This is a genomic window from Nitrosospira sp. CT, from assembly GCF_059489795.1.
Window position 1 is genome coordinate 1 of record NZ_JCAHZJ010000064.1, and the last position, 25,426, is coordinate 25,426.

Annotated in this window: 28 protein-coding genes and 2 pseudogenes; 14 read left to right on the top strand and 16 right to left on the bottom strand. The window is 53.7% G+C overall.

All coding sequences use genetic code 11. The annotated features are described in order from the left end of the window. Positions 1-379, bottom strand: a 379-nt coding sequence (locus AC52W5_RS10880; protein WP_495671009.1) for a thermonuclease family protein, incomplete at its 3' end; no start/stop codon positions are given. 650 nt (positions 380-1,029) lie between these two features. Next, complete coding sequence (locus AC52W5_RS10885) at positions 1,030-1,704, bottom strand: hypothetical protein (RefSeq protein ID WP_495671010.1); 675 nt, start codon at positions 1,702-1,704, stop codon at positions 1,030-1,032. 548 nt (positions 1,705-2,252) lie between these two features. On the opposite strand from AC52W5_RS10885, the gene AC52W5_RS10890 reads away from it, so the two are divergent. Then, the gene (locus tag AC52W5_RS10890) at positions 2,253-2,540 is read left to right on the top strand and encodes a DUF6948 domain-containing protein (protein ID WP_495671011.1); all 288 of its coding nucleotides are present in this window, start codon (positions 2,253-2,255) and stop codon (positions 2,538-2,540) included. Next, positions 2,522-3,061, top strand: a complete 540-nt coding sequence (locus AC52W5_RS10895; RefSeq protein WP_495671012.1) for a hypothetical protein — start codon at positions 2,522-2,524, stop codon at positions 3,059-3,061. Before AC52W5_RS10890 ends, AC52W5_RS10895 begins: the two co-directional genes overlap by 19 nt. 126 nt (positions 3,062-3,187) lie before the next feature. Here the strand turns inward: AC52W5_RS10895 and AC52W5_RS10900 are convergent, their stop codons facing one another. Next, positions 3,188-3,730 (bottom strand): hypothetical protein, encoded by a 543-nt coding sequence (locus tag AC52W5_RS10900; RefSeq protein WP_495671013.1) that lies wholly within the window; start codon positions 3,728-3,730, stop codon positions 3,188-3,190. A 114-nt stretch (positions 3,731-3,844) separates the two neighbouring features. Then, positions 3,845-4,348: a hypothetical protein gene (locus tag AC52W5_RS10905; protein WP_495671014.1), complete on the bottom strand. Its 504-nt coding sequence runs from the start codon at positions 4,346-4,348 to the stop codon at positions 3,845-3,847. A 354-nt stretch (positions 4,349-4,702) separates the two neighbouring features. Between AC52W5_RS10905 and AC52W5_RS10910 the strand changes: the two genes are divergently transcribed. Both AC52W5_RS10910 and AC52W5_RS10915 read left to right on the top strand, forming a co-directional pair. After that, positions 4,703-4,975 carry a type II toxin-antitoxin system prevent-host-death family antitoxin gene (locus tag AC52W5_RS10910; RefSeq protein ID WP_495671015.1) on the top strand — a complete coding sequence of 91 codons (273 nt, stop codon included), beginning with the start codon at positions 4,703-4,705 and terminating at the stop codon, positions 4,973-4,975. Beyond that, the gene (locus tag AC52W5_RS10915; RefSeq protein ID WP_495671016.1) at positions 4,975-5,388 is read left to right on the top strand and encodes a putative toxin-antitoxin system toxin component, PIN family; all 414 of its coding nucleotides are present in this window, start codon (positions 4,975-4,977) and stop codon (positions 5,386-5,388) included. Before AC52W5_RS10910 ends, AC52W5_RS10915 begins: the two co-directional genes overlap by 1 nt. A gap of 65 nt (positions 5,389-5,453) precedes the next feature. On the opposite strand, the gene traF is transcribed toward AC52W5_RS10915, so the two are convergent. The 4 genes and pseudogenes from traF to traJ all read right to left on the bottom strand — a co-directional run bounded on the left by traF (position 5,454) and on the right by traJ (position 10,399). After that, positions 5,454-6,005, bottom strand: coding sequence for a conjugative transfer signal peptidase TraF (gene traF, locus AC52W5_RS10920; protein WP_495671017.1), 552 nt, complete (start codon positions 6,003-6,005; stop codon positions 5,454-5,456). Between the two features lie 94 nt (positions 6,006-6,099). Beyond that, positions 6,100-7,962 (bottom strand): annotated as a pseudogene (locus tag AC52W5_RS10925) (type IV secretory system conjugative DNA transfer family protein). Continuing rightward, positions 7,959-10,019, bottom strand: a complete 2,061-nt coding sequence (gene traI, locus AC52W5_RS10930) for a TraI/MobA(P) family conjugative relaxase (RefSeq protein WP_495671018.1) — start codon at positions 10,017-10,019, stop codon at positions 7,959-7,961. Before traI ends, AC52W5_RS10925 begins: the two are co-directional and overlap by 4 nt. A 20-nt stretch (positions 10,020-10,039) precedes the next feature. Next, entirely contained in the window at positions 10,040-10,399 is a 360-nt protein-coding gene (traJ, locus tag AC52W5_RS10935) for a conjugal transfer transcriptional regulator TraJ (protein WP_495671020.1), read from the bottom strand. Between the two features lie 287 nt (positions 10,400-10,686). Between traJ and AC52W5_RS10940 the strand changes: the two genes are divergently transcribed. Genes AC52W5_RS10940 through traM form a run of 3 tightly spaced genes read left to right on the top strand, consistent with a single transcriptional unit; the run spans position 10,687 to position 12,214 of the window. After that, positions 10,687-11,034: a TraK family protein gene (locus AC52W5_RS10940; protein WP_495671021.1), complete on the top strand. Its 348-nt coding sequence runs from the start codon at positions 10,687-10,689 to the stop codon at positions 11,032-11,034. Continuing rightward, positions 11,034-11,762 (top strand): nucleotide-binding protein, encoded by a 729-nt coding sequence (locus AC52W5_RS10945; RefSeq protein ID WP_495671022.1) that lies wholly within the window; start codon positions 11,034-11,036, stop codon positions 11,760-11,762. The genes AC52W5_RS10940 and AC52W5_RS10945 overlap by 1 nt, the downstream gene beginning before the upstream one ends. Further along, positions 11,759-12,214: a conjugal transfer transcriptional regulator TraM gene (gene traM / locus AC52W5_RS10950; RefSeq protein ID WP_495671023.1), complete on the top strand. Its 456-nt coding sequence runs from the start codon at positions 11,759-11,761 to the stop codon at positions 12,212-12,214. The genes AC52W5_RS10945 and traM overlap by 4 nt, the downstream gene beginning before the upstream one ends. A 7-nt stretch (positions 12,215-12,221) precedes the next feature. Here traM and AC52W5_RS10955 read toward each other — a convergent pair whose 3' ends face one another. The 8 genes and pseudogenes from AC52W5_RS10955 to AC52W5_RS10990 form a co-directional block, all read right to left on the bottom strand. After that, the gene (locus tag AC52W5_RS10955) at positions 12,222-12,581 is read right to left on the bottom strand and encodes a KfrB domain-containing protein (protein ID WP_495671024.1); all 360 of its coding nucleotides are present in this window, start codon (positions 12,579-12,581) and stop codon (positions 12,222-12,224) included. Between the two features lie 19 nt (positions 12,582-12,600). Further along, positions 12,601-13,563 carry a ParB/RepB/Spo0J family partition protein gene (locus AC52W5_RS10960; protein ID WP_495671025.1) on the bottom strand — a complete coding sequence of 321 codons (963 nt, stop codon included), beginning with the start codon at positions 13,561-13,563 and terminating at the stop codon, positions 12,601-12,603. 84 nt (positions 13,564-13,647) lie between these two features. Continuing rightward, positions 13,648-13,923 (bottom strand): KleE stable inheritance protein, encoded by a 276-nt coding sequence (kleE, locus tag AC52W5_RS10965; protein WP_495671026.1) that lies wholly within the window; start codon positions 13,921-13,923, stop codon positions 13,648-13,650. A 56-nt stretch (positions 13,924-13,979) separates the two neighbouring features. Next, a pseudogene (locus AC52W5_RS10970) lies at positions 13,980-14,375 on the bottom strand (single-stranded DNA-binding protein). A gap of 654 nt (positions 14,376-15,029) precedes the next feature. Next, positions 15,030-16,025 (bottom strand): replication protein RepA, encoded by a 996-nt coding sequence (locus AC52W5_RS10975; protein ID WP_495671027.1) that lies wholly within the window; start codon positions 16,023-16,025, stop codon positions 15,030-15,032. Positions 16,026-16,043: 18 nt separating this feature from the next. After that, entirely contained in the window at positions 16,044-16,370 is a 327-nt protein-coding gene (locus AC52W5_RS10980; RefSeq protein WP_495671028.1) for a TrfB-related DNA-binding protein, read from the bottom strand. Between the two features lie 42 nt (positions 16,371-16,412). Further along, complete coding sequence (locus AC52W5_RS10985) at positions 16,413-17,471, bottom strand: ParB/RepB/Spo0J family partition protein (protein WP_495671029.1); 1,059 nt, start codon at positions 17,469-17,471, stop codon at positions 16,413-16,415. Continuing rightward, positions 17,468-18,253, bottom strand: a complete 786-nt coding sequence (locus AC52W5_RS10990; RefSeq protein ID WP_495671030.1) for a ParA family protein — start codon at positions 18,251-18,253, stop codon at positions 17,468-17,470. The genes AC52W5_RS10985 and AC52W5_RS10990 overlap by 4 nt, the downstream gene beginning before the upstream one ends. A gap of 232 nt (positions 18,254-18,485) precedes the next feature. Here AC52W5_RS10990 and AC52W5_RS10995 point away from each other — a divergent pair, with 232 nt between their 5' ends. The 7 genes from AC52W5_RS10995 to trbG all read left to right on the top strand — a co-directional run bounded on the left by AC52W5_RS10995 (position 18,486) and on the right by trbG (position 25,426). Continuing rightward, positions 18,486-18,899, top strand: a complete 414-nt coding sequence (locus AC52W5_RS10995; protein ID WP_495671031.1) for a transcriptional regulator — start codon at positions 18,486-18,488, stop codon at positions 18,897-18,899. A 125-nt stretch (positions 18,900-19,024) separates the two neighbouring features. Continuing rightward, a complete protein-coding gene (gene trbB / locus AC52W5_RS11000) occupies positions 19,025-19,990 on the top strand; it encodes a P-type conjugative transfer ATPase TrbB (protein WP_495671032.1) in 966 nt (321 codons plus the stop codon). Between the two features lie 3 nt (positions 19,991-19,993). Continuing rightward, entirely contained in the window at positions 19,994-20,422 is a 429-nt protein-coding gene (locus AC52W5_RS11005; protein WP_495671033.1) for a TrbC/VirB2 family protein, read from the top strand. Beyond that, positions 20,409-20,720: a conjugal transfer protein TrbD gene (locus AC52W5_RS11010; protein WP_495671034.1), complete on the top strand. Its 312-nt coding sequence runs from the start codon at positions 20,409-20,411 to the stop codon at positions 20,718-20,720. The genes AC52W5_RS11005 and AC52W5_RS11010 overlap by 14 nt, the downstream gene beginning before the upstream one ends. Further along, positions 20,717-23,413 (top strand): VirB4 family type IV secretion/conjugal transfer ATPase, encoded by a 2,697-nt coding sequence (locus AC52W5_RS11015; RefSeq protein ID WP_495671035.1) that lies wholly within the window; start codon positions 20,717-20,719, stop codon positions 23,411-23,413. Before AC52W5_RS11010 ends, AC52W5_RS11015 begins: the two co-directional genes overlap by 4 nt. Further along, the gene (locus AC52W5_RS11020; protein ID WP_495671036.1) at positions 23,410-24,195 is read left to right on the top strand and encodes a VirB8/TrbF family protein; all 786 of its coding nucleotides are present in this window, start codon (positions 23,410-23,412) and stop codon (positions 24,193-24,195) included. Before AC52W5_RS11015 ends, AC52W5_RS11020 begins: the two co-directional genes overlap by 4 nt. Continuing rightward, positions 24,173-25,426 (top strand): P-type conjugative transfer protein TrbG, encoded by a 1,254-nt coding sequence (gene trbG, locus AC52W5_RS11025; RefSeq protein WP_495671037.1) that lies wholly within the window; start codon positions 24,173-24,175, stop codon positions 25,424-25,426. Before AC52W5_RS11020 ends, trbG begins: the two co-directional genes overlap by 23 nt.

A 25,426-nucleotide genomic window follows, 5' to 3' on the forward strand; every position in this document is an offset into this window, starting at 1 on the left:
TGTCATACCGTTTGTAATGCCATGCCAGCCCCGCCTTGATCTGCTTAAGGTTGACGTCCTGTCCATTCAGCAGCACTTTTCCCAAAACACGCTGATAGCGGTCTTGCTTGTGCCACTCCACAGCAACTGTCTTGCCAAAGACGAGATCAGCCAGATTTTGTCGGGATACGGTGCCGAACGCCTGCTTGCGCTCTGGCGCGTCAATCCCCACAAGCCTTACCTTGTGTTGACGCTTTGACTCATCGAGAACTGTCAGGGTGTCGCCATCTGCGATCTTGACGACGCGACCCCTTAGTATTTCTGCCTGGGCCAGGCAGGTGCATAAGGCATAGATAACCAGGCCGATTATTAATCGACTCGATCGGGTATAGGGGATCATGGCCCCGGCTTTCCGAACTTAATCTTCACAGTTTGACAGGTGGTTAGGACTTGATGGTTTTCTGTACAGTTCTCATACATCCTCCAGAGATATGATGCATGATTTTTATCATATATTGTACGATGGAAAAGTTCGCGCTCTCGAATGAACCAATGGGGATTACTGGAATGGGGGACACTGAGAGTTCTTCATTACATTTTTAAAAATGGGTTATCCCATTTTTCTGTCCAAAGTTGAAGGAACTCAGAAGGGCTTAATCACGCCCCTGACCTGGGATAGTGAGTTTTCTGTAATCCGCACCGAGCCAGTTAACTGGAATCGTTAGCCCATCATTTTCAGGAGAGATTTATGGAAGACATTATCACAGGAAGATTTGAAACAGGATGAGGCCAGGGCAGCGGCAGCGTCACTGGCTGATTCTGTAAATGAGAATGATATTTTCATTTATCTAACAATCAGCCAGGTGCTCTCGATTCGGATCGTGAAGCGGCTAGAACCAACGACCAGGATGGTGCAAAAGGCGCGGCTACCGGCGTACAATTTTTCCGTTTCGTGAACCGACCCCTTCCTGCCCGGCCTGGTGACAGCATTGCAGAATCAGAACGTCAACATCGCCAATTACTAATTGACTGTCCAGTTTACAATAGGAGCTATCGTTTTACTGGTTCGCAGGCATAGGCATTACAGAGCATGGTTAGCGGTCCTATATTTTCCAGGAGCCGTTTCACTGGCGCTCGAACAAGTAAGGAGGGTCGCTCCTTTCTAATGAATGCCATATCCCGTTCATATTGGTCGCGCACGATGTATTGCGCCTTGCCGTTACATTCATTGGGCATGTACAGCTCACCGAGATAGATCGTTTCTCCACCTTTTATCTCGAAGGCCAGCGCATCACTTGTCGTTTCCATCATGGGGTCAAGGCCAGTGAGATCGTGAGGAGTGAGAGCGCGACTGGGGAAGAAATAGTAACTGCCAGGCTCCAGGGCAAACGCGCTGACTCCACCATGATGAGTGTCAAACTCGCTTTTGACGCTCGTATGATTGATATTCAAGGCTTTAATAGGGCGGGCCGCTGTGCGCTCAAACAGGTGTGCATGAGTTGTGCTAATAGTACAAGCTTCGCGCGCACTGCTGCTCATGATCATGATCCCCGTATCTTTGGAAGTAAGCGCATTGTCAGGGATTTTGCTGACAGCACCGGGATTGCTCCAGATTGCGCAGGAGGAAAGAAGCAAAGCGAAGACAGGGGCAAGAAAGAGCTTGAAAGTAATCAGGAAATTATCACGCATGGAAATTACTTGAAAGATACTGTGATATGAATTCATGCAATGTCCTAAGGAAAGTAAACGGAGCAAGATTTTATCAGGATACTGATGAGCTGGAGTATGAGTATACGAGCCAGTAACTGTGGCGAACGGGTTGCCTGGAAAATGCGCAGCGTGGCAATTCACCAGGCTAAAACCGGGCTGATCACTCCCCCACCTGCCCCGTCTCCACCGGCCCCGAGTAGCGGGCATCGAATGATGTCCAGCTCGCATCTGATATGAGCAGCAGCTCGGACTCGCCCAGCACGAAATCAGTCAATTCCTAGTGCGGGATGATTCTGCCCGCCTTGTCCGTCTCTTTCGGGAGGCTTGCCGGCAGCAACTCGCCCCTGACAGCCTATGTAGACTTACGTATTCCTTCTGCGTATTTATGTGGTTGTCCGCCGTTTCGTCCTGGGTTTCAATAGCTCTGCCTCGGTAACTGTGGTTTTTGGAGTAGATACACGAACGAACGGAACGTTGAAAATCAACTTCGCAAAATCCTGGGGAGCGGATTTTAATACCCCGGCCAAGCTGTCGATCTAAATAATCATCTCAGGAAAATTGTCATGAAATATGTAATCGTCAGGACTAATAGCGCGGGAGTATTTGCCGGGCATCTTGAAAGTCGAAGCGGTCAAGAAGTTGTACTTAGGAGTGCGAGGCGGCTATGGTATTGGGAAGGCGCAGCATCACTTTCTCAACTTGCAGTGGATGGTGTTAACAGGCCGTTTGCTTGCAAATTTCCAACGGAAGTTGATCGAGTTGAACTGCTGGAAGCAATTGAAATTCTGGACGTGACAGAAAAAGCAAAAGAATCAATCGCTGCGGTGCCGATATGGAAAGCGTTGAAATAAAAGATAAGGCTTATGGCTGCGGCTCTGCCGCCGGCAAGGGCTTCGACGATGGTACAGGAGAAGGCTCAGGCGAAAGCGATGGCCACGGTAGAAATTACAGCCGAGATTTAGCCGAATATGAAATCCCGGAAACAGGCTACGGTCGTGGCAACAAGTTTGGCGGCGGAGGCGGCGGTGACGACCATGGCATACCTTTCAATGCAGATTTAGAGAGTGATAGGACCACAACGAGAGAAGACTATTACGAAGGCCACGGTTACGGCTACGGGTATGGGCATGGCCTTGATAACCGCTATTGCGATCATAGGGGAACAGTAGGCGAATGCGGCGGCGAGGGTTATGTCAGCAGCAGGGTTTATAAGATCAAACGAAGGTACAACCTTGGAAACCCTAGCGGTAGCGGAACGGAGGATGGCAGAGGAGCGAGTTACCCCCGCACTATGCCATATTACCTATACCGCGAGATATTCCAAGAAAAAGATTCGTTCCTGACTTGGTTACGAAAGATATTAGGAGGGTAGTGGCCTAATGAGGGTGGCACCTCAATAGGTGGGAAATCGATGCTGATGGGCTCTACAAAAAGCTGGGCCGATCACAGTCATCAATTCTCCGAGCGTATTTTCCCGAATCGATTGTGGTTTACATCGTTAATTGCGGCCTGCGTACCAGACCCCATCAATTTGCTCAAATCCGCCTTGCTCCTCCAGGTACGAGTCGAAATCCGCATGGTCGGCAGACAGCAGGATCAAATCGCCTTTCACATGGCCTTCGGTTTGGACGATCAGATTTTTTACTGCTTCTGGCGAGAGTCCGCCGATGTTTCCACGCTCATCCACCATCCATCTTGTGGCATTCATGAATGCCTCGTTGCGGGTAAATCCCGTGCCGAAAACATAGTAGCCCGATTGAACAACCGCGAACCTGATCGGCAAACGGCCTCCAGTTTCCCACTCCCGGTATTCAGGGTAGGCTTCAACCAGTGCAAGTCCATCTTCGGTGGCTGCCACTGTCCAATACTCTTTAGAGTACGCAATTCCGGCAGCTTCAGGTGTGGGACGGCTAATAGCAATTAGCCCTTCTGCCTCCAATTCCGCCAGATCGTCAGCGTTGTAGATCTCTGTAAAATGCTTTCCCGCCTTGTCGTGGGTAGTAATTTTCGAGAGGATGCGCACTTGTTCTGCTGTCTTCATTTCTGCTCCGTGGTTAAGGTCTTGCTCGTTCTTGCTCATGTTGCTTCGTCAGCCATTCACTGCACGGTTCAATCATGCTTCCAGGGCAGGCTCCGCCCATCTTTGTCATACTCATTACTTGGACCTCAGTTCGGCTATTCCAGTTAAAAACTGGATACCTGGATAATGAGCAGTTTCCTTACGAAATTTGTCTACAAGGTCTTTCTCCATAACTTGTACGCCATTCGCACCATGAAACCTCGGCTTGAACGACTTCGGGTATTTCGACCTTATCAGGCTGGTAACAAGGTCGAGTGCTTCAACTGAATCGGTATCCTCATAAAGAATGGAATCGGCAGCTTCAGGGTTATAGTAAATCTCTGACAATGGTTTTTTCTTTTCCGTTGGCCTCAACCCAGGAAGCGGCCTGTCGGACCACTTTAACCTGGCAAGGAGCTTCAACTTGCAATCACTTTTACCTTGCTGTCCCCCAAATCCTTTCGGAATGATGAATGCCCAAATATAATCAGGGTGGCGGTCTTTCAGCTTTTGAAGTTGCTCCCTGTTGGAAATGAACCGGCCCAACATATCTTCTTTGACATTGTTCTCAAATTCTTTCCAGTAGTAAAAAACGTCCAACGTTATTTCTCCTTATTTGAGCCCAGGTTCTCTTATTTTCGCACGCCAGTCTGTGAAAAAACTTCGGAGGGTTTTTTGTGGTGGGAAGGCAAATGAGTTTTGGAAATATAGCCGAACTTGAGTAGCATACAGGGCTTATTAATGGCGAGTAGTGAGCATAGAAGTGGAAACACTTTCGAGTGAGGCTCTGTTTTCCTGAGTTTTTTCACAGGCTGAGATGGAAAAACTCTCCATCTATCGTTTGTAGTAAGTTTTTGATCTATGTCGCATGAACGTCAGCACCCGGACGATGTGGACATAAGGTGCACCTAAGATCATAATGACCATATCGATTATTGCTATAGAGGTTGATGGATGATTACCGAAGTCAATGCCGTGAACTTCCGGCAGAATCTGGGGGAAATGCTCAACCAGGTCCAATATCGCAATGACAGCATCGTCATCAGCAAGGATGGCAAACCGGTGGCCGCTCTGGTGGATGCGGAGCTGTTTGCGCGCATCCGCCGCATGTATGACCGCTTCGATGAGCTCAGCAACCGTCTGGCTGAAAGATACAGGGATGTGCCCGAGGAAGAAGGTTTGACCGAGATCGATGCTCTGGTGGCAGAAGAACGAAAGCATCGCTGATGCCGGCGTTGCGTGTCGTGCTGGATACCAATGTGCTGGTATCGGGCCTCGCATACCCTGGCAGTATACCCGGCCGCATCGTAGGAGCCTGGCGACATGGAAGCCTGGATGTAGTGCTGTCGCACTATATTCTGGATGAAATGGCGCGAGTTCTTCCACGTCTGTCCAGGGCAAAACTGAGCTCGACGGAGATCAGGGACTTGGTCGACAGCTTCATGTTTCTGGCAGATGTGGTCGAGCCTGGTACTGAGCAGGACCCCCACCTGCGCGATCCTGCCGACCAGCTGGTGCTGGCTACCTTAAAAGCTGCCCAGGCACGCTACCTCATAACTGGGGACAAGGATCTGCTGGCCTTGGCTGAGCAGTATCCTATCGTTTCGCCAGCGGACTTCTGGACGCGCCACGGCAGTTGACTGCCAGATAGTTGTGGGACTGAGAGTTCTTCATCACGCTTTTTGTCTAAAATACCGAAGAAATCCTAGAAGACAATCAGGGGCTTAATCACGCCTCTCACCTGTCCCACGTCCACTGGCCCGAAGTAGCGGCCATCGAAGGATGACCAGCTCACATCCGACATGAGCAATAGCTCAAACTCGCCCAGCACGTAGTCAGCCAATTCCTGGCGCCACATGAGCCTGCCCGCCTTGTCCGTGTCCTGGGGGGCGCTTGCCGGCAGAAGCTTACCATTGACGGCAATCCCCTCCTCGCCCCATGTCACCCTGTCCCCTGCCACAGCCCACACCCGCTTCATCATATAGCCATAGCCTCCCGGGCAAAAACCCGCCCCGATGTATCCGCGGCTGCGTGCCTCATCAAACAGCACCGACTCCGGCGGGCAAAAGATGACGTACTCGCCCTTCTCCACCGGAGCGTCGATGACGCGATACAAACCGATCGGAATGCTTCTGGTGACATTGGCCCGCAGGCCTGCGGCATGAAACATGAATCCCAGCACCAGCAGGCCGAACGCGGCTACTGCTGCCGTTTGGCTCACACGGCCCATGATCATGATCGGCTTGGGCCCTGGCATTTCTCAAGGCAGATTATTCGACACGGGAAAACGCATCATTGTCTTTCTGTTGATCTCTTCGTTGGATGTGTTTTCATTATTGTGCAATGCGAGGCTACAGCCTGTCACTTGCCATGGGTGCCGGCACTTCCGCCCTCTTCTGGAAGATGGCATCCTGAAAGTAAAGCGGCTGTCTTCCATAGATCGCGGGGAATCCCGCAACGTAAATGATCATGTCGCCCGGGCTCTCGATCACGTCGCGCCCGTCTTTCACTCCCTTGACGGGTCCCGGCATGCGCAGGCATTCATCCACCGTCAGCAGGGAGCGTTGCACTTCCTGCAGGGTGCGCGAGGTGTGGCGATCCCCCTTTGTCACCTGTTCTTTGACGATGGTGGTTTGTCCCGTGAGCTTGGAGAGGTGCTCTGCGGTCTCGACCCGGTTCGGCGGGAAGGCGTTCTGGATGTGGCAATTGGACGTGATGGACTCATCCTGCCCGTAGCCGGTCCTGGAGGACTTGAGCTGGTTGATGTCCTGGCAGATGAGGTAGCACTTGATGCCGTAGCCTGCAAGAAAGGCGAGCGACTCCTGCAGGATTTCGAGCTTTCCCAGGCTCGGGAATTCGTCCAGCATCATCAGAAGCCTGTGTTTGTACACGGGCTTGGGCCGTCCGCCTTCGAATTCGATTCGGTCCGCGAGCAGGCGCACGATCATGTTGAGCAGGATGCGGATCAAGGGCCGCAACCTTGCCTTGTCGGTGGGCCGGGTGACAATAAAGAGGCTGACCGGGTCATCGTGGTGCATGAGGTCCCGTATCCTGAAATGGGAATCGGCCATGTTCTCGCGCACTACAGGATCGCGATAGAGCGAAAGATAGGACTTCGCGGTGGAAAGTACCGAACCTGCCTCCTCTTCTGGCCGATCCATCATGTCGCGCCCGCTCGCATTCACGATGCGGCAGTTAGGCCCACTCGAGGGCGGCAGGGTGAACATTTCCATCCACAATTCAGAGATGTCGCGATTGGGGTCGGAGAGCAGGGAATCGATGGCCGACAAAGATGGCGGGGCCCCGCCATTACTTCTGGTCTAATAGAGCGCGTGCAGGATAAGCCCCACCAGAAGCGCCTGGGCTGATTTCTGCCAGTGGCTCTCCAGTCCTTTTCCATCCGGATCGACGATCAGGGTGGCAAGGTTCTGCACGTCGCCCACCTCGAATTCGGAACCCATGCGGATTTCCTCGAGAGGATTCCAGTGCGCCCCTCCCTCCACCGCGGCAGGCTCGAAGCGCAACACCCTGTTTCCTGCGTATTGCTTGCGCCACCCTGCCGTCATCTCCCACAGCTCGCCCTTCAAATCGGTGATGACCGCACTCTCGCTCCAGGACAGAAGCGTGGGCACGATAAGGCCCACGCCTTTTCCTGAGCGCGTCGGCGCATAGCAGAGCACGTGCTCCGGCCCGCTATGCCGCAGGTAGTGCTGCCGCCCTCTCTTGTCCACCCACGCGCCCACATACACCCCAGTGGAACGCGATGAAGCATCACCCTGCCCTCTCAATACCTCAAGGAATGAGCGCCGGCGCGGCAGCAGCCCCGCGGCAACGATGTCCTTTTTCCCAGCCCAACGCGCCGAGCCATGCAGCCAGGCGTTCTTCCCGCTGTCGGAGAGATGCCGCTTCAAGGCCAGAAGCAGGATCAGCCCCAGGGCTGCGGTCATGGTGGCGACACTGCCTGCCATGGAAAACTCGTTCTCATAACGGTCCGGCCACAGCTTTGCCCACTCCAGGATTTTCCAGGGCGCGTAGAGAAAGTTCTGATGCGCGCCCAGGGCGGCGTGATACTGGAACGCGTGCGCGAAGTACTGCGTGGCTGCAGCGAGGCTCAAAACGAGCACCAGGAGGAAGAGAGCCGCCATCAGGAAGGGGCGGTTTGCCGTGTCTGCCCGCATCCTCATGCCGATGCCATTGTTGTGTCCCGGTTTCATCGCCGCATTCCTTTCGTTTCACCCTCCCTTTGAACCCGCCTGACCGACGCGTTCCCGTTGTCGAGCGTGATGGCTTCACCCCGCTTGCACCCCGACACGTGTGCAATGACACCCGCCTCCACCGGGATCACGGCTATTTCCTCCGCGCTCATTTGTGCCAGCAGCAGGAACTGTCCGTCCACCCTGCGCCAGCCTGCATAGCGCATGTTAAGACTCGGTTTCATTTCCCCGAGGACATGCCGGGGGATATCGGGGATTTTCTGCCGCTTCATTTCCCGCTCGGCGATATAGCGCCGGGCTGCGGCCTCGCCGGGACTGCCGGCTGTGGGGATGTAGTCGGATGCGCTGTATGCCTCGGGTACCTGACACCGCACCTCTGGTGTGCTTGCCTCTTCCGCCCTGCCCTGCTCTTCTTTCAATTCTGCCTGCCTCATTCCGTCGAAACGGATATCGAGTTGCAGCGCCTGGGCCGTGGAGAGGACACGCTCCCTGAACGCCGCATCGCCCTCGATCCTGATGGAGCGCCCAAAGCGCTTCACCGCCATGGCAAGGGCCAGCTCCAATCCATCCTGGCGGATAGCCTCCGAGACTTCCAGGCGATTGCCGCTGTCGCGGATGGCGGACTTGCCCTGTCTGTCGCCATGGGTATAGATAAGCGTGCCCTGCTTGGTCACGCTGTCGATCCTCGCACCATCAATCCTCGCGCCATCGATCCTGATTCCAGCATGGGAGACAGAATTCTTATTCCCGTGTGGCACCCTGCCCTGCCCCACCTCCTCCTGTGCGGCGAGCAGCGCATTGGCGCGGCTATTGGCGCGACTGAGGGCAGCGCGCTGCCGCTTTCTTAAGGTAGCCAGCGCCTGTGCGTCACCCATGGCCGCGCGCTCGGCAAGCCAGTCAAACCACGGCAGGACTCTCGCATGCGAGAATTTTTCCTCCTGCGCTGCCCTCTGCCGGGCATGGATGGCTCCGATATCCTCGCGCAAGGCAGCCCCCGTCTGCTGGTAGAGCATGCGTTTCATGAACCGGTCGCAATCGAGCTCTTTGATCAGTCCGCGCTTGATCCTCGCACGGTCCTTCGCCTGCGACACGAGGGAATGCTTCTGCGCGCGCAGCTCCTGCCGCATTTGCACCCGGGCGCTGCGCCTGTGCGCCTGTTCCGCGAGATAGCGCTGATAGAGTGCATCTGTGCCGGAATCGCGCGCTATTGGCCGCGGCTGATACGCCCTGTCCACCCTCTCTGCCTTATGTATCCGGCCCTTCTGCCCCCGGCTCGCCTGCAGCTGCGCATCAATGGCTTCAAACGGGCCGAAGCGCTTTACGAGCTGCGCCTTGGAGAGGTCGCGGGCAATGGAGCTTGCCTTGACTGTTCTGCCATCCTGGTCAGAGACGACGAAGCCGTTGCCCCGCTCCTGCAAAACCAGGCCATTTCGGCTCAAGCGCTGATGCAACTGCCCCCAGCTTTGCGTCTGGCGAAGATCCTCCAAACACTCGCGCTGAATCCAGCCAAGCAGGCTTTCCACCCCTGCCAGATATTCCACGTCCAGGGCGCGATTATGGACTCCAGGAGCGATCGTCTGATGATTGGTATGGATGAGGCCATGGACACGCTCCAGACGCTCGCAAACGGCTCCCAGAGCCTTGTAATCGCAGTACGGATTGTGGATGGTGAGTGTCTTTGGATGGATCCTGTTGATGGCGACATGGATGTGCAGGTTGTCGGTATCGGTGTGCACCGCGCTCACGCGCTGATGTTCACTGAAACCCAGCGCATTGCAGACCTCAATCTCGATCGAATTCAAGGTCTCTGTGGAGGGGGATTCCCCCGCGGGAAACGAGATCAGGAGATGATAGGTCTTGTCGCTGCAGGCGCGTTGATTCCGTAGCTGGGTGGCAAGCACTTCCAGCACGGCGTCCTGCGCCTCCTGCTGGTGGCAGTTCGTGACCCTGACCTCTCCGATCCTCACCGCTTTGTCCTTCGCGTGCGTGATGTAGGCCACCAGTTCCTTGAAACTGCTGCGCCGGGCGGAACGTATGGGTATGTGGCGGCAGATCATCCCTCCCCTCCCCTGCTCCTTTAGCGAGTGAGGACTTTCTGCATGATGGTGCGCATCGCTTCCTGGTTGCGCTCGATCCTGGAGAGGAGTGTTCGCAATTCCTCTGCCCGAACGTCCCGTAACCGCTCATCATTCGTGAGCCACAGCTTGAGCAATCCGCCCAGGCGCCCCAGGTCGCCATTGATTCGAGCGAGCTCCTCGATGCGCTGGTAGTCGAGCACGGTATGGATTTCAAAGCCGGCCCCCACCCGCAGCAGGAAGGTGGACAGGCTCAAGCCTGCCGCTTTCGCGTTCTCCGCTATCTGCGCTTTTTCTTCGGGAAGGCAGTACACCTTGATCGGGGTACTGCCCTTGCGTGTGGGCTCCTGCTCTTGTTCCATGCTCTCCCCTGTCGGCGGCGGCAGCCGCACCCAATCAGTTCGCCCCGCAGGGCAAGATTCCCATTGAGCACATCCGTGCGAATAAAGGGAAAAGTGAAGGGGGAATGGCCGCTTGCGGGTAGGCCCACTTCACATATCTTGCCTCTACTCTCTTCGCAACAAATTTTCAGTGCCCTGAATTCTTCCGGGATTCTTTAAACAATGGATTGAAGTTAGCAAAAATACTTCGGTTGTGCAACATAAATGTTCGATATATTATTGCTCATAATTCAATAAACTGAATCAATATGACGAACCTTTCTTACAGAATATCGTTACGGGTCAGAGATAACAGATCCAGCAGGAATGCCCGCAATCTTGCTGCGTTCCTCGCTCAACGCGATGAGATTCGCAATGCGCTCGAAGACGGATGGACGGTCTATCAGATCTGGGAAACACTCCACGCTGAGCAAAAGGTAACCGCGAGCTACAACACATTCTGTAGCCAAGTCAATCGGCTGATTATCAAGCGCGAGGAGACTGCCTTACCCAAGGCGAAGCGAGCTTATCAATCACCTTCCCCGTCTCGTCACGCAACAGATACCGCTGGCTTCACCTTTTCTTCAACCCCTTTAAAAGACGAGGAGATACTCTGATGGCAAATGTTCATATGATTCTGCAAGGGAAAGGCGGTGTGGGTAAATCTTTCATTGCCGCTGTGCTTGCGCAGTACATGAACGCAATGGGAAAGAAAGCCCTCTGCATTGATACAGATCCAGTAAATGCGACCTTCCACGGATATAAAGCGCTCAATGTCCATAAGCTCGAAATTATGGAAGGAGACGAGATCAATCCCCGCCATTTCGATGCATTAGTGAAACTGCTCGCTTCGTCTAAGCAGGATGTCATCATCGATAACGGGGCAAGCTCTTTCGTCCCGCTGTCGCACTACCTCATAACGAATCATGTGCCCGCGCTTTTGTGCGAAATTGGGCATCGGTTGTTGGTACATACCGTGATCACAGGCGGTCAGGCATTACGCGATACAGTAAGTGGTTTCGCGCAAATGGCTTCTCAGTTTCCGCAAGATGTGTCGTTTGTAGTATGGCTCAATCCCTATTGGGGCTTAATTGAACATGAAGGAAAACGCTTCGTAGACTTAAAAGCCTACAAAGACCATCGCGACCAAGTAGCCGCCGTAATTGAAATTCCTGCATTGAAACGTGAAACCTATGGGCACGACCTGTCGGAGATGTTGCGAGCACGGCGCACGTTCGAAGAATCCTTACAGCTTGCCTCACTCCCGATCATGGTGCGCCAGCGCTTGAAGATTGTACGCGACCAGCTTTATGGGGGGCTCGGCGGCTTGGTGACGCCCGCATGAACAGTAATGAAAAGAATAGCCTTTCCCAGGAGTGTGATGCGCTCGATGAAATCATCCGGGAAGTGGCTATTCGTCATGGTATCTCCGTTGGACGCGATGATCCTATCCTGATGACTTATACCATCAACAGGCAGGTGATGGAGTCAGCTACAGGTATTCAGAAGATGATCTTGAACGACCACCTAAAGGGCTTGAGAACACTTTCAAAGGAGCTACAGGATGAAGCTGCAGGGCGGCTGGAACAAACCATGCGCGAGGCCGCTGATAGCATCTGTCTGGCCCTTGAACAGGAAGCAAAACGTCTCTTCAGCCTGCAACGAATGGAAAATGAGATGGTAGCCCGCAAGATGATGGAGGAATACAGGCATTTGCAGCGCCTCTCCAGCATTAGCCTGCTAGTTTCGTTCCTTGGATTCGCCACCGCTCTAGCGGTGTTATGGTATACAGGCTAGTAATGAATTAGCGGGACAATCTTCTACTTTTGCTCAAAGCAGCGTCCGCCACGAGGGCTTTCCCCTGCTCATATGAAATGGAAACTGGTTTGCCGTATTCTGGGATGGAGTCGAATGCTTGGAATGGATACCGAACAATGTTCTGTTCTGTTTTCTGGTATACGTAGGTCCCATCTGCATGAAACACAATTCCGTTGTGCTGCAGAGTGGGATCGGCATCGTTCGCGAGATAGGCATTATAGATTCCAGGCTTGAGGCGACCGGCCTTGGAAACCTTTTGCGTAGTCCACTCTCCTCCCTGCTCCTGCTGGAGAAGACGCTGCCCATTCATGACAAGGATGCGCTCTTTCTTTGCTGATACCTCCACTCCCCTCCCCTTTCGTAAATTACTCACCCTCTGCCAAGCCGACAAGTTGAACGTCATTTATTGCGTGTTCTTTCTCTTCCCCGTTATCCTGATATCGAATCCATGCCCTTCCGAAACGGGAAGGACGGCGATAGTAAAGTAAATACCCAATCCGATCATCAACGCGTACCTGTACGAGTGGCTTTCGTAGCTTGAAAGGATTTGTCGTGCGCCGTTTGCGCTCACGAGGTGTTGTTTCTGCTTCTAAATGGATTTCTTGGGGAGCTAGCATGAAAGAGGATTCCTGCTTTGTGCGCCTATCGAGAAAGTCGCGGAGACTCCTTATAGAGTGGCGCGTAACCTCTACCGTCGAATCATCAAGCCATATTTCTACATCATCAGGATACAGTTTCCATACTGTGAATAGCTGAGTTAGTGCAGAAACATCTTCGCATCGCCCCGAATTAAATACTTCAGCGAGCGGCTCGGGTAGCTTTAGAAGGTTACTGTAGTAAGTTACAAATGGAGGGGTTTTCCCCAATTCTTTGGCGATCTGAATCCGTTGCTTTCCCTTTTTTTCTTCCTGATCTATCAGGATTGCCCATTCCCTTGGCGTAAAGTTAGCGTGATGAGCATTGACGATAATCTGATCTATTTTCGTAAAATCAGGATCAATAAACGCAGGAATAGATTTTTTACCTGCCATCTTAGAGGCTCTATAACGCCGGGCTCCATCATTGATGATGTACCGACCTGGTTTCTCCGGATTAAGATGTACTGAGATTGGGTTTTTGACGCCCCTGTCGTGGATTGTGTCCGCCAATTCTTGAAGGAGTTGAGGATCAAAAACGGTTCGGGGCTGGTTCGGATCTTCATCTATCAAATCCAGCGGCAATTCTATTGGACTATGGGAGATAGATACCGAGTCCTCTCCGGGGTCGTTCGGAGACGGTGCGATATGTCGGCTTGATTGATCATCTGTTTTTTTTTTGGCTTTTACCATCTAGAAACCCCCAGCTACTTTTTAATCAAAATGAGTCTAGCAAAAACTGGGGGTTTATTTAAGCCGCGTAAATGATTATTTACCTCATCTTTTTGATGTAACAAAACAGATTATGCAAGTGTAGAGGAGAAAATGAAGAAAAAAAGGCCAATCAAAGTATAAACCGGACCATGAAAAACCAATCAGCATACGGAAAAACTGAAAAGTAACATCAATAGCAAGCAGCCAACGTAATACAGGCCAACAAAGGGCAACCAGGAACCAAAGAATGCTAATGAACCTTGATACAGCTTTATTGCCCGTATGAACTCTGGGTGGGTTTGAATACTCGAGGTCCCGCCTTATCGGAATAACATTCATTTCAAAATCCTTTTTCAGCCCTTGTTAATCGGCTGTTATTTTGCTCACCTTTTATTTCAGAATGGAATATCCAGCTCTTCTTCATCTAAACTCGATCCGTCCACTGGATGCTTGCTGGGTTTCTTGTCCAACATTCTGAGTAGGTTGCCTGCTATTTCTGTTGTAAATCGCCTTCTACCGTCTTTGTCTTCCCAATCGCGGGTTCTAAGCTTTCCCTCCAGATATACCAACGCTCCTTTCTTCAGATAGTCCCTTGTTACATCAGCTAGTGCTTTGTAAAACACGATTCGATGTCACTCCGTTCTTTCCTGTCGATTCCCTTCTCTATCTCTCCATACTTCCGTAGTAGCAAGATTAAAGGTAGCTACAGTTGTACCATCCGGAGAAGAACGTATTTCCGGATCAGCACCAAGATTCCCCATTAAATTTACTCTGTTGAGAGATGCACTCATGGTTTTCTCCTTTCACGGTAAAGACGTATACATACGATATATTGTATATAAAGAATATGAAATGGCAATATATCCTTCTGATTATTGGAAAATTTTATGAATGGTTTTTACTTTTGTTTTGCTTTCTTAGCAGCGTGGGTGAAACCACAGGTTTTTAAGAAAAAATTATAAAAATGGTTTGGGCAAGGCCGGAGGCCGCGTCAGAAAAGATTTGTTTTGGAGATTAGGAATCCTGTGGGCAATCCCTGTGGGAAACCTTGTGGACGAGGTTTTATCGTCCATCAGGTTTTCCAGCAGGGTTGTCCATAGGGTAGATGAAGGTGTGCTGAATGTTAGTGGGGCTTAAGAAATTCCAAGTCGGAATATTTATTCACAAGCTTGCCTGCTCCCACTATCGGAGATACATATAGGTAAATCTAAAGGCTATACCTATCGGTTTAGGGGGGGTCTGATTAGGCGTGAATGAGGGGTCTAATTAGGCATATATTTAGCAGTTCAGGGGTCTAATTAGGCATGGATGGGGGGGTCGGATTAGGCGTGGATAGATAATGAACTCCACTGAGTTATACACGCTGAATCATAAGGGGGGTCGGATTAGGCATAATGCTGATCGCGCCATGACCTGAGTTTGTTTCCAATCAGCTTCTGTGAATACTAGAACCCCTTATACGGAATTGGCGGAGGAGACGGCATTAGCATGATTCCTCCCGTTACCTGTTTTACCTTGGCTTCCGGATAGACTGAGAGAGCGGCGCGTAATGCTGGTAAAAATTTCTTTTTAAAATCTTTATCTGCGTCTTTGCCTTGGTACTCCTGCGCAAATTGATCTCGCAGATTAGCCCAATGCAGGACTATTGGTCTGCCCTGAATTCTATGCAAACGCTGGGCAAGCCAGGTGTAGACATCTAGGGCCAGTGCTGAACTCTTTAGCGCCATGAAAGCGCGTAGATCGAGAGGTACGGCATGATCCTTCAGGGTGAGGTAGTAATCCTGGGAAAATGTAACTGATCCCGGCCAAAAGGGACGTTGCTTTTCTTCGGTGTTAAGCCACGCTTCAAAATGCTTGATGGGTTTGCCTTCGTAAGTGTGGGCTCGACCGTTTGCGTTAAAACCTAAGGTCATGCGACAGGCGGATAGTGCTTGTACTTGCTTGCGGAAAGTTGTGTAGACCCCGTTGCGGCCACCGTTAATATTTTTATGTCCAAGCATTCGCAGGAATTCGCTTGCACTGTCTCCTACAGGAATTTCTGGTGAGTTGAAACGTACGGCATAGGTGTTCATCCAGGCTAACATTAGGCGTGGCATCGCTCCGTATGGGATTGGTTGTTGGACAAACTGTTTGCCATCCCATAACTTTCCGGCTTCTACCAGTAATGCTGCGCCACCGGAATAACGCTCGAATGAGTTACCTTCTACTTTGGAGCGCGGTAAGCCTACCTGGCACATGATAGAGTGCATGTAGGCCCTATCATCATCATCTGGACGCTCGCCAGCAATCTCCGCCGCAGTCTTGACCAGGCGCTTTTGATTCCTTGTTAAGGATGCGGTTGCCGGTGAATTTGTCTCAGCTTGTTTAGTTTCTTCTTCCCCGATGGATTGATCGAGAGTCTTCTTTTGTCTCATCTTGAGAGGCCCCTGCGGCTGTTTCACATTTGCAACGCACTAGCGTCAACTGCTCTGAGAAAAGTACTTGATTCGTTCACGTTCCACTTCGGTAAGAAACCGATTGAGCATTTCTTGGGGAGCACACACCGATGCTCGTACCCAGTCCGGGGGGAACATAGAGTTTCGAAGGTATGCGGAATGAAACTTGTCACGGATGGCCATTACGCGTTGACGTGTGAGCTGGTATCGTGCAGCTACTTCGGCCATATCTTTTCCTTCCACTAATATTTCGCGAGCAATCACTACGCTTTTCTCCTTTAGCCGTGTATTTCGAGCAACTCTCTCAAAATCCGCTGCGGGAATACGATAGCTATCTAGCATTTGTTGCATGAAATCCTCTTCTAGCTAGCGGCGTTCCCGCCGCTTTATTGTTTACTCGCGATTCGCCAAAGTGTCGAGGGTGTGGCAGATTCTATAAAGTTCAGTTTGTGCATGAACTACACTTTGCAACGTATCGCCAAGCAGATCGAGTACATCGTTGCGCTGTTGCAGAAGCGTGGAAAGGAGGTTCATTTGTTCACAAATGGAGCGTGAACGCTCTGCAGCTTCGGCAACGTGCGAAACTGCGTCCGGATGAAGTTTGGGCTGATAGGAGTCCTTTATTCTGCTGTTAGCAGTCTCTAATTCTCGCATGCGAGAATTTTCCTTCTGTTGCTGCTTTTCACTCACTTTGGTGTCTTGACGTTTTTCTCGCATGCGAGAATTTTCTTCTTGTTGCTCCTTTTTATTCTTTTTGGCGTCTTGAAGTTTTTCTCGCACCATCTTGCGTACATTGACATTTGGATCAGTTTTAGCCTGCTCGATCACGTTTTCGGCGGCTGCTGGATCGGTTTTTTCCAATCGATCAAGGTCATTAATTGCCGTAATGTCTGCCGTCACACGCTCAATCACAGCTTTGCTCGCTACGCCACCTGTCTCAACGGCTTCAAGAAACTTGATTCGCTCGGCTACCCAATTGATGCCCTTATTCCATTCAGCGGCCACTTTATCGAGAGTCTGAAGTCGCTCTTTATCGTCGCGTAGCGCTATTGCAATTTCCAGTTGCGTCAAATTCTCACGTTGAATATTTTCAGCGCGCTGAGTACGTCGCGCTTGTTCTTCGGTCATATCCCGAACGACTGCTTTAAGCTTCAGACCCTTTAGTTTGCAGGCACGCCAGCGCCGTTCACCTGCGACCATTAAGTATCGACCTGCATGCTCGGGATTTTTCCGCAAGACAGCGGGTTCATGTTGCCCATCGCGTTCCAAATCATTGGCAAGCTCAGTTAATGATTCAACTGTAAAACCGGGATTATCCTCACCGCGAAGCTGTTTTAGACAGTCGATCAATGCAGGATCGATTTCCTCAATGCGCTCACCAGGTAGTGATGCTGCTGCTCCCTGCTTCTGAATTTGGGACAGCTTGCTAATCTTTGTTCCAAATGCACTCATGACAAAGGCTCCATTAACTTAAATCCAATACGGGTTAAGACAGCATCGCACGCTCGTCGCATTTCCTTGGCAGATGCGCGTTGATTGCCGCTGCGTGCTTGATGCCAGACTGCGCGACCTTGAGCCAGTGCCGTTCCCACACATGCACGAGCAATAATCGCTTCATCAAAAATAAGCTCGCCATAAGCTTCACGCAATTCAGGGAGCGCCTCAACCTCGTTGACGGATTTGCTGTTGACCATGTTGGCGAGGAAACCAAGATGGTTTAGGTTGGGGTTGTATTGTGATTTTACCCCGGCAATTGTTGCTTGCAGTTTGGGCATTCTTGCAAACGAAAACGGGGAGATGTTGAAGGGCGAAACAACTGCATGCGAGGCAACTAATGCGCCAAGCATTCGGCGCTGTAGGTTTGGAGGGGTATCGATAATGCAAAAATCGTAGTTGCCGTTTAATTGAGCAAGAGATAGACGCGGTTGCTCAATTGTTTCAAGTGGCATATCGTCCACGTCAAGGACGTCTACATCGGCTTCTATTAACGCGATTTTTTCGTAAACCTGTCGCGGTTGCCGTCCCTTGATTTCTCCTGTAAATAAATGACTAGCTTTGAGATAGTCGGTGCCGTCATTTTCCTCGACTTCAGGAAACACTTCCGATAGATCGCCCTCATCAACATCGATTAATAAAACACGGTAGCCGAGTTCAGCCGCACGGAAGGCAAGATGCACACTAAAAGTGCTTTTACCGACTCCGCCTTTTTGATTGCCTACTGTCAGAATCTGCATAGTTTTGCTTGTTGTATATGATTGGGGGAAGGGAGTGTCTGGTTCATTTTATTACTTAACTGTATTGTTACAATAGTTGACGTGTAAATACTTTGTCAATACTTATTTTGCGATTTGCAAGAATATTTCTTGAAGAAAGTGCTTATAAAATTCTGTTTGCTTTGCTCGTATATCTTTCAAAATCTGGTATAAATCTATTGTTTACGCGGCATAAATAACAAAGCTATTCATAATGTCCCGCCATTTCATCTACCACGACATTTTTTTTACTAATGTTCTCCGGGTCCTGGATGAGCGCAAGATTTCTCAGAGAGAACTTGCGGAACGCGCAGGAATCTCTACTGCCTTCATATCGGACGTTGCTAAAGGAAGGAGCAATCCCTCCCTTCGAACAATGGAGGCAATTTCCGTCGCTCTCGATACTCCATTGCCAACTCTTCTTGAGGCCACCGATCTGGATCGCAAAGCCCTTGACGAACTTGCTGGCGGAAAGGCTCCGCAGAGTCTGCCTCCCGGTTATCAGCGTGTATGCGCGGTGATGACGGATTACCAAGCATTCTTAGCCACGCAATGGGATGAGGCTAACAGGCAAAAAATAAAAGGCCCTAAAGCGCACAAAAAGCGTAATAAACCGAATTCCCTGTAAGATTTTACAGTTTCCCTCCCAGTTTTTTCACGCTAATCTTTCCCTGCGTTTTAATGATAAATTGAATATTGCGTAAATGCATTATTCGTTATATCGTATATAAAGTGAAAGTATGGGAGCTGTGCATGGACCAAAGGGAACAGCAGGACCTTATTAACAGTAGGGCAAAGGTAAAGCTCGAGCGCGATCTCGGGCCGGATTTCCTGTCTGCCCTCCATGATCCGCGCACCATCGAGCTCATGCTCAATGCCGACGGCAGGCTGTGGCAGGAACGTCTGGGCGAGCCGATGCGCTGTTTTGGAACAATGGAAGCAGGGCTTGCGCAAAACGTCATCCGCAACGTCGCGGGAATGCACGGGCGTGAACTCACGCGCCACAGTCCCACCATCGAATGCGAATTCCCACTGGACAATTCGCGCTTTGCCGGCCAGATCCCGCCCGTGGTTCCTTCAGCCGTATTCGCCATCAGGAAGCGCGCGGTTGCCGTCTTCACGCTCGACGATTACGTTGCGGCCGGGATCATGACCCCCGCGCAATGCAGTCGCATCAAAACAGCTGTCGGCTCCCGTTCCAACATCCTCGTCTCCGGCGGCACGGGCTCAGGCAAGACCACCCTCGTCAACGCCATCCTCAATCACCTGATTGAAATCGACCCTCTGACCCGGGTTGTCATCATCGAGGACACGGGAGAAATCCAGTGCACCGCACAAAACCATGTGCAGTACCACACCTCGGCGGAAGTGAGCATGACGAGACTCGTGCGCGCGACGCTGCGCATGCGGCCGGACCGCATCATCGTGGGGGAGGTGAGGGGACCCGAAGCGCTCGACTTGCTCATGGCCTGGAACACGGGGCATGAGGGCGGAGTAGCGACATTGCATGCCAATAGTGCTAAAGCTGCCTTATCGAGATTGGCACTCCTCATCAGCATGCATCCCGACTCGCCGCGGCCGATCGAGCCTCTGATCGGGGAAGCCGCGCACCTGATCGTGCATATCGCACGCACCCCTGGCGGCCGCAGGGTTGAGGAAATCCTCGGGGTTTCAGGCTTTGAGAACGGGCATTACTTGACCACAACTTTCAGGGAGTAAGAAATGAGAAGCATTACATCTTTTTCACGTGGAACATTCTCCATCCTGGTTTTTGTCTTTCTGCTCGCCATTTTCTGTCTTGCCGCCTCTGGCCAGGCTCACGCCTCCGAGGGCATTGGCGGGACGCTCCCCTACGAGAGCTGGCTCATGAATCTGCGCAACTCGGTGACAGGGCCGGTGGCCTTCACCTTGTCCATGGTCGGCATCGTAGTCGCCGGAGGTGCCTTGGTGATGGGAGGAGACTTGAGCGGATTCTTTCGAACCCTGGTGTTCATCGTGCTGGTGCTCGCGTTCCTGGTGGGCGCGCAGAACATGATGAGCAATTTCTTTGGGCGCGGCGCTGAGATTGCGGCGGCTGACACGGTTGAGCCTCACGGAATGGCAGTTGCGCAAACAGGAGGAATAGGGGAGGGGAGTGATGGCGCTGCGTAGGATTCCCATCCGCCGCATCGGCCACCGCCACAACCTGCTTCTCGGGGGTGACCGCGTGTGTGTGGCGATGCTCGGCATCGTCTGCTCGGCCCTGGTCTTCAATGCGCAGGAACTGCGTGCGGCCATTGTCGGAATCGCCTTCTGGGTGGTTGGGTTGTATCTCCTGCGCCTGATGGCCAAGCACGATCCGAGGATGATTATGGTGTGGTGGCGCAGCAGGAGCTACAAGGCCTATTACCCGCCGCGCGCCACCCCCTTTCGCGAGAACACCAACTCCCAGGAGTGGCACTACCGATGATCGCAAACTCCTTGCTGGGTTTCATCACTCTGCTCGTTGCCGCAACCGGGACCCTGTTCCTCGCCATCCTGTACGGCCGCATGCGCGATGCGGAGAAGGCACGGCGGCTGAGCAGACACCGCGACAGGCAAGCAGGCTTTGCCGATCTCCTGAATTACGCCGCTTGTGTCGACGATGGCGTCATCATCGGCAAGAACGGCGCTTTCATGGCAGCCTGGATGTACCGGGGCGAGGATAACGCGAGTGCCAGCGAAGAGCAGCGCAATCTCGTCTCCTTCCGCATCAACCAGGCCTTGAGCGGACTGGGAGCCGGTTGGATGATCCATGTCGATGCGGTGAGAAGGCCTGCTCCGCATTATCCGCAGCGTTCCCGCTCGCACTTTCCCGATCCTGTCACAGAAGCCATCGATGAAGAGCGCCGACAGCTCTTTGAAAAGATGGGCACCATGTTCGAGGGCTATTTCGTGCTCACCGTCACCTGGTTTCCGCCGCTGCTCGTGCAGCGCAAGTTCGTGGAACTGATGTTCGACGACGATGCAGCACCCGCCGACCACAAGGCGCGCACAAAAAGCCTGATCGAGGACTTCAAGCGCGATTGCGCGACCATTGAAGCTCGTCTGTCTGCTGCCATATCGCTTGAGCGCCTGAAGGCCCGGCGGGTGGTGAGCGAGGAGGGGCGGGAGACAAGGCACGATGATTTCCTGCGCTGGCTGCAGTATTGCGTGACCGGGTTGAGTCATCCGGTGCAGTTGCCGAACAACCCCATGTATCTCGACATGCTCCTGGGCGGCCAGGAACTGTGGCCGGGCGTGGTGCCGAGGATCGGAGGCAAATTCCTGCGGGTGGTCGCCATCGAAGGATTCCCGATGGAATCCTATCCCGGGATCCTCTCCGCCTTGTCCGAGCTCTCCTGCGAGTACCGCTGGTCCACGCGCTTCATCTTCATGGACCCGCACGAAGCGGTGGCGCATCTGGACAAGTACCGGCGCAAGTGGCGGCAGAAGATCCGCGGCTTCTTCGACCAGGTGTTCAACACCAATACCGGCATGGTGGACCAGGACGCGATGTCCATGGTGGCCGATGCCGAAGCCGCAGTGGCCGAGATCAACAGCGGCGCCGTGGCGCAAGGGTATTACACCAGTGTCGTGGTGCTGATGGATGAGAGTCGCGAGGAGCTCGAAGCCCTTGCCCTGCGTCTGGAAAAGGCGATCAACGCGTTGGGCTTCACCGCCCGGGTAGAGACCCTGAACACGATGGAAGCCTATCTTGGCAGTCTCCCCGGGCATGGGGTCGAGAACGTGCGCCGTCCCCTCATGAATACCATGAACCTGGCGGATTTGCTGCCGACTTCCGCCATCTGGACGGGCCAAGCGGATGCCCCTTGTCCCATGTATCCGCCGCAATCGCCCGCGCTCATGCATTGCGTCACACAAGGCTCGACTGTGTTCCGGCTCAACACCCATGTGCGCGATGTCGGCCATGCCCTGGTGTTTGGTCCCACGGGTGCGGGCAAATCGACACTGCTTGGCGCCCTCATTGCCCAGGCCCGCCGCTATCGCGGCATGTCGATCTTCTGCTTTGACAAGGGGATGTCGCTCTATCCGCTGTGCAGCGCCACGGGTGGCGAGCACTTCACCATCGCCGCCGACACGCATCCCCACACTGAGTCCGATGCGCGCACCGACAGGCACACAGAGGCGCATTCCGGCACGCGCTCCACCAGTCATTCCGGCACGCGCTCCACCAGTCATTCCGGCACGCGCTTATCGCTATCCTTCTGTCCCTTGCAATTCCTGGCTTCCCAGGGCGACCGCGCCTGGGCGATGGAATGGATCGATGCGCTCCTGGCATTGAACGGACTGGTCACGACCCCCGCGCAGAGGAACGAGATCGGGCTTGCGATCGCGAATATGCAAAAAAGCGGCTCGAAGACGCTCTCCGAGTTCTACACCCTGATCCAGGATGAACCCATACGCGAGGCGCTCAAGGTCTATACGGTGGAAGGCAGCATGGGCCATCTGCTCGACGCGGAGGAAGACGGGTTGTCGCTCGCGGACTTCACCGTGTTCGAGATCGAGGAACTGATGAACCTGGGCGACCGTTATGCGCTGCCGGTGCTCCTGTACCTCTTTCGCCGCATCGAAAGGTCGCTGCGCGGTCAGCCTGCCATGATCGTGCTGGATGAAGCCTGGATCATGCTCGGCCACCCGGTCTTTCGCGCCAAGATCAGGGAATGGCTGAAAGTCTTGAGGAAAGCCAACTGCATGGTGCTGATGGCAACGCAAAGCTTATCCGACGCGGCCAACTCCGGCATTCTCGACGTGATCCAGGAATCGACTGCGACCAAGATTTTCCTGCCGAACGTGTATGCGAGAGACCAGGATACCGCAGCACTCTACCGGCGCATGGGGTTGAACGACAGGCAGATCGAGATTCTGGCTACCGCCATCCCGAAGAGACAGTACTACTACGTGTCCGAATTGGGGCGACGGCTCTACGAACTTGCCTTGGGACCGTTGGCGCTGGCCTTCCTCGGCAGCACCGACAAGGAGTCGATTGCGGCGATACAGGCGCTGGAAGTGCTGCATGGAGAGCATTGGGTGCGCGAGTGGCTTGCCCAGCGGGGGCTCGATCTGAACGACTATCTCGCGACTTTCGTGAATGAACAGGGCAGGGAGGCAATGGCGACATGAGTTTGAGTGCGGGCGCCGGGGTGATGCAGGCAATGAAATCGCTCATCTGGAGGAAAGGCCAAGGCGAGGATGAACGCCGGACAGATGTAACTATGACTGACGGGAGGCGGGCAGGGGAGGGAGAGAATCCTTATCTGTCGGCGCGGCGCACCTGGAATGAGCATATGGGCGATATGGCCGCTTCCCGCAGGAACTGGCAGATGCTGGGACTGCTGTCGCTCCTGATTGCACTGGCAGCCGTGGGCGGCGTGATCCACATCGGCAGCCAGGCGAAATTCATTCCCTACGTGGTGGAGGTGGACAAGCTCGGCCAAACCCTGGCCGTAGCCCCCGTGGAGCGCGCGCAGGAAGTGGATGCGCGCATCATCCACGCGGCCGTTGCCGCCTTCATCCAGCAGGCGCGCATGGTCACCCCGGATGTTGCCCTGCAGAGGAAGGCGATCTTCGGGGTGTATGCCATGCTCTCGCCCGAGGATCCGGCCACTGCCAAGATGAACGAATTCATGAACGGCAGGCCGGAAGCGAGCCCCTTCAGGCGCGCGGAACGCGAGATGGTGAGCACCGAGATCGTCTCGGTGATTGCCCAATCCCCGCAGACGTGGCAGGCCGACTGGACAGAGACCGTGCGCGACCGGCAGGGGATCGTGAAGAACAGTTACCGTATGCGCGCGCTCGTGACGGTGTATGTGGCGGAACCCTCTCCTGACATCAGCGAGGCGCAGTTGCGCAACAACCCGCTTGGCATCTTTGTCAGCGATTTTGCCTGGTCGAGACAACTCTAGGAACCTCAAAGCTCCCATGAAAATTCCCCTGCAATATCTTCCGGCATTTTCCCCGACGAGGCTTGCCGCAGCAATCGCGGCAGGCCTGCCGCTCGTCGCGGTCACCGCGGCGATCGCCAACAATACCCTGCAGCCGCCCCAGCTATCCAGGGCGGCAGGTTACCTCCCTGCCGGCCAGGACAAGCTGCCGGCGCCACAATCCGCTTCCGGGAACGAGCTTTCCAGCCCCCCGCCACTGCCACCCGGCCTGCCTGCGGCACCTGCCGCCGCCTCTATACCCTCCGTGCCCTCCGTGCCCTCCGTGCCCTCCGTGCCTTCGGTGCCACCTGCGCCGCCAGTGCCATACATACCGCCCGTACCGGTCGCCTCCGTGCGCGACCTGCCAGACGCGCCGGAAACCTCTTCACCCCAGGCGCTGCACTTCAGCAACCTGGAAATCAAGCTGACGCCGCAGGAGCGCGCAGTCCTCGCCCTGGCCAAAAAATGGAAAGCGGGGGCCTCGACGCAAGGGGTGAAGCCCGTGATCGGAGGGGACGGCACCATCCGCTTCCTCTATGGGGCGACACAGCCCAGCATTATCTGCGCCGTTTTGCAGGTGTGCGATGTGGAATTGCAGCCGGGCGAGCAGGTCAATTCCCTGCACCTGGGCGACACGGCTCGCTGGACAGTGGAACCGGCAGTCACCGGATCGGGCAGGACAGAAGTGCAGCACCTCATCATCAAGCCGATGGACACGGGGCTTGAGACTTCACTCATTGTCACCACCGACCGGCGCACCTATCACCTGAGATTGCGCTCGCACCGCACGGAATTCATGCCGCGCGTGGCCTTCACTTACCCGGACGAGGCCATGGCCAAGTGGGAAAAAATCAGGCGCCAGGAGCAGGCCGCCCATGACAACCAGGTCATGCCGGGTACCGGCGAGTACCTGGAAAACCTCGACTTCGACTATACGATCGAGGGGCAGGCCGCGCGCTGGAAGCCCTTGCGGGTCTATAACGACGGGGTGAAGACCATCATCCAGATGCCGGCAACGTTGAGCCAGCATGAGGCCCCGATCCTGCTCGTGGTGCGCAAGGACGGGGGATTCTTTACGGATGAGGAATCGGTGCAGGTCAACTACCGCCTGCAGAACGACCGTTTCATCGTGGACAGCATCTTCGACAAGGCCATTCTTGTGGCGGGCGTGGGCTCGGGCCAGGACCGCGTCACCATCAGGCGGGGGAGGTAA